At 54.8% G+C, this 14,171-nt stretch carries 7 protein-coding genes; 1 reads left to right on the plus strand and 6 read right to left on the minus strand.

All coding sequences use genetic code 11. The features are described from left to right. Nucleotides 1-47 precede the first annotated feature (47 nt). From AC5DDB_RS17130 to AC5DDB_RS17155, 6 genes are all read right to left on the minus strand, one after another. Nucleotides 48-1,112, minus strand: coding sequence for a mandelate racemase/muconate lactonizing enzyme family protein (locus AC5DDB_RS17130; protein WP_491740967.1), 1,065 nt, complete (start codon nucleotides 1,110-1,112; stop codon nucleotides 48-50). A gap of 15 nt (nucleotides 1,113-1,127) precedes the next feature. Then, nucleotides 1,128-2,213, minus strand: coding sequence for an N-acetyltransferase DgcN family protein (locus AC5DDB_RS17135; RefSeq protein ID WP_491740968.1), 1,086 nt, complete (start codon nucleotides 2,211-2,213; stop codon nucleotides 1,128-1,130). Beyond that, complete coding sequence (locus AC5DDB_RS17140; protein WP_491740969.1) at nucleotides 2,210-3,349, minus strand: pyridoxal-phosphate dependent enzyme; 1,140 nt, start codon at nucleotides 3,347-3,349, stop codon at nucleotides 2,210-2,212. Before AC5DDB_RS17140 ends, AC5DDB_RS17135 begins: the two co-directional genes overlap by 4 nt. 429 nt (nucleotides 3,350-3,778) lie before the next feature. Then, nucleotides 3,779-9,562, minus strand: coding sequence for a beta strand repeat-containing protein (locus AC5DDB_RS17145; RefSeq protein WP_491740970.1), 5,784 nt, complete (start codon nucleotides 9,560-9,562; stop codon nucleotides 3,779-3,781). 252 nt (nucleotides 9,563-9,814) lie between these two features. Continuing rightward, nucleotides 9,815-12,061: a serine/threonine protein kinase gene (locus AC5DDB_RS17150; RefSeq protein ID WP_491740971.1), complete on the minus strand. Its 2,247-nt coding sequence runs from the start codon at nucleotides 12,059-12,061 to the stop codon at nucleotides 9,815-9,817. A gap of 111 nt (nucleotides 12,062-12,172) precedes the next feature. Then, entirely contained in the window at nucleotides 12,173-12,763 is a 591-nt protein-coding gene (locus AC5DDB_RS17155) for an RNA polymerase sigma factor (RefSeq protein WP_491740972.1), read from the minus strand. 392 nt (nucleotides 12,764-13,155) lie between these two features. Between AC5DDB_RS17155 and AC5DDB_RS17160 the strand changes: the two genes are divergently transcribed. Beyond that, the gene (locus tag AC5DDB_RS17160; RefSeq protein ID WP_491740973.1) at nucleotides 13,156-14,106 is read left to right on the plus strand and encodes an alpha/beta hydrolase; all 951 of its coding nucleotides are present in this window, start codon (nucleotides 13,156-13,158) and stop codon (nucleotides 14,104-14,106) included. Nucleotides 14,107-14,171: the final 65 nt, after the last annotated feature.

The raw sequence follows: 14,171 nt of genomic DNA on the forward strand, positions 1-14,171 counted from the left end.
GAACGTCTCGATTCATCGCGACGTCAGCACGCAAACTTGCTGCGAACTTATGGGAGTTGAACGCCGAAACCAGGACGGTCTTGCGGAAAGAGTTGCCCATCTCGGAGTATGATGGCCGAGGCGGCGGGATCACCAATGAGACCGAGGTGGCCATCGAGGTCGGCGTATTTCACATTGGGGCGAGCCAGTGCGAAATGTAGACCAGCCGTGATGGCGAGTGCGGACTCATCCATGCAGCCGACCATAACGTCCAGACGGGCCGCACGAGCAACGGCGTTGACCTGCAAAGCCTCAGAAATCCCACCGACTTTCATCAGTTTGATATTCACCATATTCACAAGTCCGTCACGTGCTAGACGAAATGCGTCTCGTAGCGTCAGCAAACTCTCGTCAGCCATCACAGGCAGCGGTGTTTGCCGAGTCACTTGGCCCAATAAACTCGGCTGGTCGCAAGGCGTTGGTTGCTCGATTAACTCAAGACCGCAAGATCGGGTTTGATGGATGAACTCGATCGTCTCGTCAACGGAGTATCCTTGGTTGGCATCGTAACGCAGCTCGATCTCTGGCCCGACCGCTTCCCGAACTTTGATCAGGCGGGCCGCATCCGAAGACACATCAAGTCCCCCCTTCACCTTCAGACAACGGAATCCCCGCGAAACCCAATCGCGGGCACGTTCCACGGTCTCTCGTTCCGAGAGAATGCCGATGGTCACGCTCGTGGGAATGCTTTCTCGGTAGCCGCCGAGCAGTTGCCAGACAGGCACGCCCGCCGTCTTTCCGAGCAGATCGTACAACGCCATGTCTAACGCGGCCTTGGCCGACGGGTGCAACCGCAACTCATCACGCAATTCTTCCAGAATGCGTACTAGCCACAAGGGGTTTGCATTTTGTAACGCCGGTTCAATGATGTCCTTGAACGTATTCAAGACGCTGTCAGCGGTTTCGTTCGTAACACTCTCGGCCGGGGCGGCGCAGCCGAATCCGACGATCCCGCCGTCCGTCACGAGTTGCACGAACACATTGTCAACGGTATCGATCGACTCGTAAGTGATCGTGTACGGTTCAGTAAGCCGCATCGTCACCGGCCAGGCTTCCACACGAGCGATTTTCATCGAGACTCACCCACTTCAGGTGTTAGAGTTCCGTTGAAATTCGTCCGTCTGCATGATTGCAGCGACTAACTCGTCGATACCGTCGCGGAGGACATCAACGGTGGGCAGTCCCGTCTTCTGTCGAATCTCATCGCAGGCCGGAGCAATTTCTTCAGGAGCGAGACCTTCATGGTTGACGGTGATTGCAACAACAGGTCGGCCCGAAAGCAACTCGATCGCTTCGATCTGCCGCTCCACCGGATGCATCGTGTAGCCCGGGAATCCATCGTACTCTTTCCGGGTCGGTGCATGCTGAAGAACAACCACGTCCGGTCGACCGGCTGCGAGGATTTCGAATCCACCGGGGTAGGCCGGGTTCATCAAGCTGCCTTGGCCTTCAATCACCAGCACATCCGGTTTCTGATCGTTCCAGGCACTCCAGACAGCGTGCTCGATTTCCCCCGCGACGAAATCGTTGATCAGAGAATCCATAATTACGCCGTAACGGGCGCCTTGCATCCAAGCGGTTTGTCCGGTGCCGATGAGTTCGGCTGTCCGTCCCGCTTTCCGAAAACCGTCGACGAGAACCCACGCCGTCGTGCGTTTGCCGATCGCCGAATCGGTCCCCAGCACGGCCACGCGAAACGATGTCACGTCTTCAATCTTACCGCTGAAAAAGTGAAGCGTGTCACGCGACGGCGGCTTACGAATATCGCGAATCGTGACGCCCTGTTGAGTTGCCAGCTCGGCCAACTGCACATCGTCCGACAGGAAATCGTGTAACCCGCTGTCAACATGCAAACCCCGGCGGACGGCTTCCAAGACCGCTCCCTTCGACTCCGGTGGTAATCGCCCGCCGTCTGGGGCTAAGCCGATCACCAGGTGAGTCGGGACGATTCCCTGAGATTCCGCAGTCTCGAAAGCGGCCGATAGGTCCGCGACGATGGGGATCCCATTGGGGCGACCATTGAGCAGTTCGCCGGCATCGTTGCCTGCACAGGTTGAATCAACAACACAGATGACGTGATAGCGTTCGGTTCTGCGAACGAGTCCGTGAGCTGTCTTGCCGTTGGTCGTTTGGAACGCACCTTCACAATAGACGATGGCTTCTTGTCGGGTCATACTTTTCTCCCAGTCAGGACGGCGACATATCGATCACCGGCCAAAGGCTCGTTGCGATGCCGTTCGATCAACGCCAAAAGTCCCGCGGACGAGGCCGGCAATACGCTGAGACCTTCCTGTTCGCGTAGCAGTCGGGCATATAAACGTAGATTTTTGTCAGTGACATACGACGCCTGACCGTTCGTTTTATAAACGGCTTCCAACGCGTGATCGCCATCGATCGAGTGCCAGTTGATCAACGGCTCGTTGACTTCGGTCTGGCGGATTCGATCGGGCGGCAGATCCTCACAGTGGGGACTTCCTTTGAGAAAGGCCTGCACAATCGGGTTCTTGCGAAACGAAGAGCCCGCGATGATCTTCGGCAGCCGAGATGTTTTTCCGCGTCGATACAAACTTAAAAAGCCCCGATAGATGCCCGCCAGTGTCGTCCCGTTTGAGACAGGAACCGCGACCGCCGCCGGTGCATCGCGAAGTTCGTCATAGATTTCATAGGCAATCTCACCATACGCCCGCAGCTGAAGCGCGACATTTGCACCGCCGGGATTGGCGTCGTACAGATCGTCGGAAAGTGCTCGCTGCTGCGAGGCCACGACGGCGGCTTCATAATCGCCCGGCGTGCGAACGATTTCTGCCCCGAACTCACGCATTTCGTCGATGCGTTTGGTGTGATAGTCGGCCGGGATGAAAACGAGACAGCGAAGGCCCGCAAGTGACGCCGCCAACGAGACAGCCGCCCCGTAGTTTCCGCAAGTGGCGACCGTCACCGTGTCGTAGCCCCGGCGGAGAGCGTCCATCGCCTGAGCAAACGCAATACGGTCTTTCTGAGTTCCAGTGGGATTACCTCCCTCGAACTTGAGAAAGATCTGCCGAAGCCCGACATGTCGTTCAATATTGCGGGCTCTGACAAGCTGCGTATCGCCGACTTCCGAATCGACAATGTCCTCAAAGGCTTCTAGCCGAGTTTCCAGTAACTGGCTTTGATCGGCGGCGACGCGACGCTGCTGTTCGATCTCGTGGATCACCGTCTGCTGATCGCCAGAGGCCTCGTCCAGAAGAGAAAAGCGGTTAGACGACGCCGGTCGACTCTCAGACCCCTGCGTCCCCGTCGGTGACGTTTCCGGTAACTCCGAATCCATTCCTGATTCCTACAGTTGCAACGCATCGGTTCCCACGACAGACATCCCTGATCGTCGAGTTGGATGGTGCACTGCGGCACATTCTAGGATCAATGACCACGCGAGAAAAGGATCACAAGGCTCGAATATTTCCTGAACTCGGCCCTCGTCTCACAAAGCTCTTAACCGACAGAGTTCAAAGTGCATGCCGGTGTTGCGAACGGTCTTGCATCCCTCGTGATTGATCGACGCGTTGTAGTCGTCTCGGCTGATCGCCCCAAGAATGCGAAGCGGCCGGGGTTAATGTCGAAGCGAAGTTCGACACACCCCGGCTTGCTCGCCAGACCGAACGAGCACGACTGTTTCTGGCGAAACGACTTCGTGCCTGCTCGGCGACAGATTCGACGGACGCACCCCGATGAGCGCGCCCTTATGATTAACAGAGTTCTATCATGCTTGGGCTTGACGGTTTCGTCCGGTGACAGGGTTCCAGAAGAAGAGTTCGTCGTCGCCGATAGATTGCCCCTCGCCGGCACTCCGCGAAATCAGCACGCTGAAGTCGTTGCCATTAATCTGGCTTGGGTCAACCAAACTCGAAAAGACTTCCGATAGCTGACTGGGATCCACGTTCGTCAAGCCAACGCGGTTTGAACCAGTTAGGGGGTCCCATGCAAAGACGTCGTCCAGACCGTCATTGTTGTAGTCGCCAACCGCCACTCGACTGAAGGCGTTTCCGTTGAGTTGCGTGCCTTCGATCTGATTCGTCTGACTGCCTGCAAAACTGCTATTACTACCCGGCACATCAACCGAGAAACTTACAGTCCGGTTGCGACCGCTGCTGAGGTTGAGGAAGAACAACTCGTCCGGACCACCAGCGACAAATTGACCGACGTCGATCCGTTGGAAATCATTTCCGTTGATCTGGTTGGCGGGAATGACTTCCGTTTGGAATGTGCTTTGTGTCATTCCCATTGTTGCCGGCATTGTGTGAATCATTCGGTTCCGACCGGTGACCGGATTCCAGAAGAATATGTCGGCCGCTCCGCCTTCATCGAAGTTACCAGCAACGAACTGGGTGAAATCATTGCCATTGATTGCGATTGGATTAACGATATCGTTTTCGAAATCCGCTGAGACCATTTGGGTCGTGCCACTGAGTCGTACCAGACGATTGCGACCGGTGACCGGGTTCCAGAAGAAAAGGTCTTCGCCATCGACGTTGTCGAAATCTCCCGAGATGACTTTCGTGAAATCCCCACCGTTGATAAATGACGGCGGGATGGAATTGGTTTGGAATGTGCCGTCCCCGAAGACGATTCGGTTTACACCGGAAACCGGGTCCCAGAAGAACAGGTCATCGGCATCGGCTTCAGGACCGGCTGTGCTGAAGGCGTCAAAGTTACCCGCGTGGAGTTCGGTAAATGTTCCATTGATCAAACTCGCATCGAACGCGGATGGAACGACGGTCGAGATCGGCGCGACTAGGTTTGTGGAATCACTGGCAGAATTGTTGCCCGGAGTGATATCCATGCCGTTGGCACCGTCATCGGTCACGCTAACGGTATTGGTAGTCTGTGCGGTGCCGGAATTCATCGTTTCTACGTTCACGGCGAACAACACTTGTGTCTGGGCGTTCTCGGCGAGATTACCCACGCTGAACGTAAATGTGCCGGAACCCGGAGCGGTTTCGGTCCAGCCTGCCGTACTCGACGCGGCATTGAACTGCACGTTACTTGCGAGGGTTTCCGTCAGCGTTACACCGTTCGCGTTGCTGCCGGCGTTGCTCACAGTGATCGTGTAGACGATCAGTGAACCGAACACATTTGCGGCGTCGCCATCGGTCATCGTCACGCTGAGATCACTTAAAGTTGTGTCCTGCAACTCGACGGCCCCGATGTCGACTGTGGTATCGAAGATGCGTGGGAAACTAGCACCACGTTGATCCGTAGCAAGTGCGGTGCCGCCCGTGCTTCCATCATTCGTTGCCCGGGAATTGTCCCCCGCGTTCACAGCCGGCCCCGGAAGCTGGATCAGGTGGGTTTGTGTTGCTCCACCGTTGTTCTGGAGCGTTGTGTCGATGACGGTACTGACATCGGCGACGACTTGGTTTCCGTTGTTATCGGGTAGCTGGTTATCAGCGTCTTCGCTAACGATATTATTCGAACTGCCGGCTTCCGCAGCTTTCCCTGCCAGATCATCGGCGGTATCGCTGCCTGTCGCTCCGGTCACGTTACCGACGACAAGCGTATTGTACAACGTTGTGGAAGTTCCGTTGTCGTCGAACGTGGCAATCCCACCGCCAGTCCCCATGCTATCGCCATCGCTGTCGGCACGGTTCAGTGCGATCGTGCTGTTGACGACGGTCACCGTTCCATCGGCATTGCGGATGGCTCCACCTTCGCTTCCCGCCGAGTTGCCAGAAAGCGTGGAGTTCGTCACGGTCAACGTACCATCATGGTAAATGGCACCGCCTAGCACGGCGGCTGAATTGCCACTGATGGTCGAACTCAAGATGGTTGTCGTGCCAAAGGAGTCGATCGCACCGCTATCTCTACCAGCAGTGTTGTTCATGATCGTGGTATTCGACACGGTCAGCGTATTTGCCGAATCAATGGCTCCTCCGTCTTGTTGTGCCGTGTTGTTCATCAGCACGGAATCGGTCACGGTCAGTGTTCCGAAGTTGCGGATGGCTCCACCGTCGCCCTCGGCTAAACTTCCAATTGCGTTGCCGTTGACGAAAGTGATACCGGAAATACTCGCGGTCGTGCCCATTGCGACGTCAAAGATGCGGGAGGCGTTGTTGGCGTCGATCGTCAGTTGAGTGGCTCCCAAACCGGTGATTGTCACGTTTTGCGTGATATCAAGCTGCGTTCCGCCGAGTGTGATCGTGCTGTCAGCCAAAGTCTGGGCGAAAGTGATCATGTTGGTATCGGTTTGCAGATTGGCCAATTGAACTGCTTCGCGGAGCGTCAACTGATTGGCGGAAAAATCACCATCGACTTCGTCGCCGATGTTGTCGACCTCGAGATCCACTGGAGGTGCTGCAATGACCGACAACACCACGTCATTGCCGTCACCGCCGTCGTATTGCACGAGGTAATTGACACCGTCGACACCGATGAGGCTTTGGGCGAAGGTACCGGTCACCGCATCAGTACCGTCGTTGTCGATCAGAATGAAGGAGTCGCCGATACTCGGATTGAAGGACATCAACCGTTGCACATCGAGCGCGGCTCCGCCGAGGGTGACCGTGCCCGTGACGGTCACTCGGTCAAATTCGGTAATGGCGGTTGATCCGTCGAGGTCGACCTGAAGGGTAACGTCTGTCGAAAGCGTGAAGTTCCCATTGATGCTGAGTTCACCTGGATCATCGCTACCGGGAGCCACGGTTCCGTTTAGTGTGACAGTGGCACCAGCAAATTGCGGCGTCGACGCGGGACTACTACTCGTTATGATCGCAGAGTCCAAACCGGTGATCGAGACGGCACCATTCGCGGTATCTTCAATCGCGGTGCCATTGGCGACGCGAACGCCATGATTGTCCGTTGTGTCGGCGATTCCGTTTCCACTTTTCCCACTACCGACCACCGTCGTGCCACCGCCAGCGGACCGGATTACCCCATTTGATCCAAGCCGAACGCCATAGTTGAAGGCCTCACCGGCTCCCCCGGTTCCAGTAACGCTGACAGCCCCCATCCCGGTACTATCGATGACGCCATTGTCCACGATAAGTACGCCTACGTTAAAATCATTGCCAGCCAGCCCGTCACTGCCTCCAGTGCCAACGATGCTGATGCGACCATCAACCGCTGTAACTCTAGAACCGGTGTCTTTGACTTGGACCCCGATATTACTGTCGGTCCCACTACCGCCGGTACCGGTGATTGTGATCGTCGCCGCATCGGGACCTGTTCCAGTGGAGCCTACAACTCCCCCATTTTGAACGAGGACACCTTGATTGCTGACTGTAGACCCACCGCCACCATTGCCTGTGATCGTAATATCACCGTCGACAGCATTCACTTGGGAATCAGTCCCTTCAACGAGGACCCCCAAATTGTCTAATGTTGAATCTCCACCGGTGCCCGTGATCGTGATCTTTGCCGCATTGGCCCCCGATTCGGTCGACTGGACGACGGCCTCGGCCGAGACGACGACACCGTGGTTGAATCCCGCAGACCCGTCACCGCCGGTGCCCATGAGCGTAATGTCACCTTCTCTAGATGTGACATTCGAACCGGTACCTTGGATACGGACACCGTTGTTGTCGAATGTCCCATTTCCACCTGTGCCGGTCATCGAGATCGTCGCCGCGTCCGCACCCGTCCCGGTCGACTCCACGCCGCCCCCAGACAGGAGATAGACGCCATGGTTGGTTTCCGCGGACCCGTTGCCGCCGGTGCCTGTGATGTTGATATCCCCCGCAACCGATGTCACTTTCGAATCAGCGATTTGGACGAACACACCAAAATTATTTTCCGTGCCATCGCCACCAGTACCGGTGATGGTGATCGTGGCGGCGTTGGCATCTGTGCCAGTAGACTCCACGACTCCACCAGTCGTGACCTGAACGCCGGTATTTTGACTTGAGGACCCGGTTCCACCGACGCCGGTGATGTTGATATTGCCGTCTACAGATGTGACTTTCGCGTCGGCGTTTGCAATCAGGACACCTCGGTGATCGGCCGTCCCGCCGCCACCAGTGCCGTTGATAAGGATTTGAGCGGCGTCCGTCGCTGTCCCTGTGGATTGCACGAGGCCTGTAATTAAGATGCCTCCATTATTTGTTGCCGATCCGTTTCCGCCGGTGCCGATGATTGCGATGTCACCGTCAACCGACGTGACGATCGTATTGGCTTCTCCAACAGTGACACCGAGATTCCCGAGCGTACCACCTCCGCCAGTCCCCATGATGGTGATCGTGGCCGCGTTCGCGCCAGTACCTGTGGATTCCACCATGGCAGCTGCTCGAACGACCGTACCACTATTGACGTCGCCAGATCCGTTTCCGCCGGTGCCATTGATCGTAACGTTGCCGTCAACTGATGTGACTTTCGTTCCCATATCTCGTATTGTGACACCGGTATTGCCTTGTGACCCATCGCCACCAATGCCAGTGATGCCAATCGTCGCTGCGTCCGCACCCGATCCAGTAGACTCGACCACGCCCCCATCAGAAATGAAAACGCCGTGGTTGAAGATCCCGGAACCATCACCCCCGTTACCGGTAATGCTAATGTTTCCGATGGCTGACGAGATTCTTGTCCCGGAATTCTCGACCAGGACTCCAATGTTGTCCGTGGTTCCGTCTGCTCCGGTTCCGGTAATTGTAATGGTGGCTGCGTTCGCATCGGTACCGGTGGATTCGATGACGCTACCATCGTTCACATAGACGCCGTTGTTCCCGTTAAGCACACCGTTGCCAGTGCCAGTCAGGATGATATCCCCATTGACCGAGCTGATCCGGGAACCGGTGTCGGTAAGTCGCACGCCGTCGTTCCCGGTCATGGTTTGGCCACCCGTGCCTGTGATGATGATCGAACCGGCACCGGCTCCGAGTCCGGTCGATTGAACGACGGAACCGCTCTGAATTCGAACGCCGTCAAAACCTCCAGTGCCCGTACCGGATTGGTTGGCCGTGATCGTCAAGTCGCCGTCTCGAACGCTCAGGTTGCCGTCGTCGAGCAACACGTTCCGGGAAGCGTTCAACGTGATGGTTCCATCCCCTTCCGTAACCAACGTGGCGTCGTTGCCGACCGTAATTGTGGTAGCTGAGATGTCCGCATTGCTGGCGACCAGTCCGATGTCCGCGTTGATGGTAACGGTCTCGACATCCTCCGAATTCAGTCCACCTTCTAAGCTGAACGCACTACCAATGATTGACAACGACTGATTGTTGCTCCCGCCCGAATCCGTCACCTCAATTCGCTGAACGGCTTGTTGAAACAGTGAGGTATCTCCGCTGACATCGCCGGCCACAGTTAATGTGCCTGAACTATTGCTGATCGTCACGAACTCCCCCGATGTACCGTTGGCTGTGAATTCGATCGTGAGCACGAACGTATTCGGGTTGAAAGACGCTGCCGCGAGCAGCACACGGTCTTCGAGCACTTCGGCGACAGTGGGAACGTTGAGACGGCGTCGGCGGGAACGCACTGTCGATTTGCGTTTTGCAGGACGAACAACGTTGAAGCAACGAAGAGCAATCTGTTCCAACCAGTGGCCCATTAGCATGACGGCAACTCTCTTTCAAAAGGCGGATTCAAATGTTCGGCAACGAAAAACCGTCAGGGTGCGAAACGATCGCGACCAGTTCATCGTGCGGGTGCGTCGAGAACGTGAAGACGCCTCCCAAAGAGATATCGCGGGAGTCTCACAGCTTTTTGGGATTTCTTCGAAATACTGAAGCCATCGAGGAATGGCAACTTCCTCGGACGTCGTTCGGGAGAGCGAAGAATCACGCGGAGAAAAGAATTTGGAGGGGAACTAACGGGATTCCGATTGGTGGGGAACGATTTTGCCCGCAAGTAGCCACGTTCCTTTACAATTGATTCGGCATTTCGGAATTTTTTGCGAGAGGGGCATCATGCGTTCGGTCAATTGCGTGGTGTGAATGGAACGCAAAGAGGGCATCTCGGCGAGACTTGGTATAAACGAATCGTGAAAAGTCGAATTATACATGTTGATTTCGCGGAGTGTGGTCATGCCGGTTAAGGCTTCCATCGCATCCGGCTCCAGTCCGCAATTGAACACACCCAGTTGCCATAAGACCGGCAGATTTTCCAAGGGCTTCAAGATTTCGCCACTAATTTTCTGCCCCATTAGACTCAGTCGTTCCAGCTTTTTGAATTGCACGATGGCCGCGATGTCTTCGGGACGAATCACGCCCGTGTCGCCCTGCCACCAGGAGATGTTATCGAGCGGCAATTCGCGTAAAGTCCTCAACCCTGCTGCCGTGACGTGACTTTCGGAAAGCAGAAGAGCCTTGAGTTGCTTGAGTGCCCGCAGTCGCCAAAGATCGGCATCTTCAACCTTCGTGCCATAAAACAGTATGGTGACTAGCTCGAACGGTTCATCTGGTATCGGTGTGTTGGACTTACGATTGATGATTTCGAACCGGACCTTGACTCCCGATTCGATAACAATATCAGCTACGATACGGCCTTCTTTGAAGCTGAACATCCACAATAATGCCGAACGATCGGGATCCGCTTTCGCTGCAATGGCTGGAGGGATGCTATCAGTTTCAGAGTTCCCCATCTGCGGTTCCGCAGGCCTCGTCGGTTCAGACGGCATCGACACGTTCGGTTCAGCCGGTGGCAGACCTGATGGAACTCGTTTCTTGGGATTGTCGAGAGTCGACGTGATCACCGTAACTTCGGTGCCATCAGGGAATTCTTGCCGATCCTCCTTGCCGTCAGGTGTTCGAATCACAAGCACGATTCCGAGCACAAGCAATCCCAGAACGAGTTCCAGAGCGAGCTTTGTTCGGACAGTGTTCCAAAATCTTAGATGACGTCCGAGCGGATCAGGGTCGGTCGATGCGACATCAACTTCTGTCGCATCCAACGCAAGTTCCGCGGTTTCTTGTACCGTCGGAGAATTCAGCAAAGACGCCAAATTGTGTCCCTCGGTAAACGGGACAAGTTGTTCTGCGAGTTCCTCAGCCGTAGGGCGGGACGCAGGAGACATGCTCAACAATTGATCGACAATGTCGGCCAGCCCCTTGGGAATTTCGGCCCTTAATGACTGCACGGGTTGAGGAGTATCGGAAATCTTGGCCTGGAAGAGTTTCCCAAAGCTGTCGTACTCGTCGCGAGAATACGGTGCCTGCCCGGTCAACAGCTTATAGAGAGTTGCCCCCAGCGAGTAGAGGTCTGCCTGGGGTGTAATATCACGACTATCCTTGCACTGTTCTGGAGCCATGTACTCCAAGGTGCCCATGATTTGGCCGGTGTCGGTTAACGCTCCGGTAATTTTGTCACCGGGTGATACAACCATCTGCGAGAGTCCGTAGTCCAGAATCTTGACGGTCGCGGCCAACTCCTTGGAATCAACACTCGGACGAACGAGCATTAAATTGGAGGGTTTGAGATCTCGATGAACCAACCCTTTCTCATGGGCATATTGCACGCCTAAAGCGGTTTGGCGAATAATTTCGCTCGCATTGGCAATACTGATCGGCCCATACTCAGTCGCAATTTCCGAGATGTTTTTGCCGTCGAGATATTCCAAGACGAGGAAATGACGATGGTACACTTCGCCAGCATCAAATGCCCGCACGATATGAGGATGATCTAATAACCCAGCTGTTCGCGTTTCACGTTCAAATCGGGCAATAGCTTGCGGATCACGTAGAAAATTCCGCGAAAGGAGTTTGATCGCCACCAAGCGATCCATCTTCGTGTGTCTCGCCTTATAAGCGACGCCCATCCCCCCTTGTCCAACTCTCTCCAAGAGTTGGTAGTCCCGAACCGCCACAATTCTGTCGCTGCTCGGCTCGTCACGAAGCCCTAGAAGCCATTCTTCGAGTTGCTGATACTCCGATTCCTGATCGAAGCAAAATGTGTGATTGAGAGCGGCCAGCCACGAACTTCCATAACTAGCGAGCAACTCTTGGCAGTCCGGGCAGTCATCGAGATGAGCAGTGACTTCGTCGATACTAGCTTCCGGAAACGTGCCCGCATGCAGTTGTTGCAGTTCTTCCGGACTAGGACAGGGTGCACGGTTCATGAGAAATAGGAGCCCATACGAACCATCGTTCCATGAGAATCAAAACTACGTTCCCTCTAGATATCGCAATCATCTCACAGAATAAATTTCTGCCGAAAGTTCGTACCGCTGTCAAAGCAGGTCGGAAAATTCCTCCCGTAATCGTTTGAGCACCTTATATCGAGCGTTGTAAACGGCTCCAACGGTCATTCCCAACTCGTTCGCGACCTCGGCAGCGCTGACATCGTCGACGGCAACACGCCAAAACGCCTGCCAGGTTTGCGGCTGGAAATCCGTTTGAATCAGTGCCAACGCTCTGCGAGAAACGGCACTTTGGTCGTTTTCGGCCTCGACTTTGCTCCATTCCTGCGGAACATCAATCGGCACCTGGCTAAACATCATATGCGCCGTTGTGCCTCCACGCACCGCAGGACGACGTGCAAGGGTGCCGAAGTGATCATAAACCTTGTGCCGCGTAATGCCCCAAAGCCAACGGTGAAACGGCGAGGACACAGACTCCCGTTGAAAACTTTCGATCCGTTCAGCCACGACCCGGAACACTTCCTGGGTGATGTCCGCGGCATCTTGCGATTGAATGCGGCTGCGACGACACCATTCGTAAATCAATGGCGCAAACAATTTCGCGAATCGTTTCCATTGGTCTGGATCATCCGCCCGTATACCGTCCAGCATACTTAATGACGTTTGGAAGGACTCGGGCATTATTTTGAACCCCTTCGGGTCGAGCAAAGCAATCCAGGCTCGATGCATTGGAACACGTCGAATTGGGCTGTGTCAATCTTGGTTCCATAGTGTGACCTACAGTCAAATAATAACACGAAATGTTCACCACTTTGCAGCACATAACCGGGGGTGACCTTGGTGTTTCCAATGCCATCAAGTCCATGAAAACCTATGGAACCCCCCCTTACCCTCGGCCAACTCACACCACATCGCCTAAGTAGAGGTGTCTACCCTCAAGGGAAAGATACTGACCACAAGCTTCGTGATTGTAAGACAGACTCAATTGGTCGTCGGCACTCCTTAGCTTGGTTTCAAAAGGTCGTCTTCGTTAGTATCCATCGGAGGTTAACCACGAACCACCGGAGATCACCATGCTGTCCAACACCTGTGACATCACGTCAATAAAGCGAATAATTCTGACTTCGTTTGTTTTGCTCTTTATGACACACCCGGCGTTGGCTTGGCAGACGCCTGAGACCAACAACCAACGTCAAGCCAAGCCGAAAAAGCCTCAGCCGTTCCGTTGGGTCAATCCCTTGAAGCAGGAGCTTGCCGGTGTAAAGCATGCCAAGTTTCGCAGTCCCTCGATGAGAATCAATGTTGGATACTGCATCTTTCTACCACCGGGCTACGACGACGACTCGGACCAACGCTACCCCGTGGTTTATTATCTTCATGGTGGACGCCCTGGGAGCGAGACCAAAAGTGTCAAGCTGGCAACGTTCTTGCAGAAGCATATGCAATCCCAAGCGGTTCCGCCGATGATTTACGTATTCGTCAATGGCGGCCCCGTGAGTCATTACAACATGACTGATCGTGAGAATGCGAAGGGCGAAGATGTTTTCGTCAAGGAGCTGATCCCCCACATCGACGCCACTTATCGCACGATCGCCGAACGCGACGGACGCGGAATCGAAGGTTTCTCCCAAGGCGGGCGTGGCACAACGCGAATTATGTTCAAACATCCCCACCTGTTTTGTTCCGCCGCTCCTGGTGGTGCGGGGTACGCTACCGAAAAACGCATCTCTGAGGAGAACGGTCGCGAAAACGCCAATTTGGTGTTCGCCCCTGGCGACAACACTTGGGATCTCGCCCGCAAGTACGCTCAGGCCCCACAACCACCACTGAGGATTCTAATCCATGTGGGGACTAAGGGATTCAACTATAAGAACAACTTGGAGTATATGAAGTTCTTACAGTCCTTGAACATTCCGTTCGAGAAAATCATTGTGCTTGATGCACCACACAGTGCTTTCAAAATCTATGAAGAGCGAGGCTTAGATCTCATGAAATTCCACGCCGCAAACTTCCAGACAAGATGAGTTGATAACCCTAAAGTCTACCAAGAGTACATAATCAAAGACTCCAAACCACAGTTATACAATTG

This window comes from Thalassoroseus sp. (genome assembly GCF_984380535.1).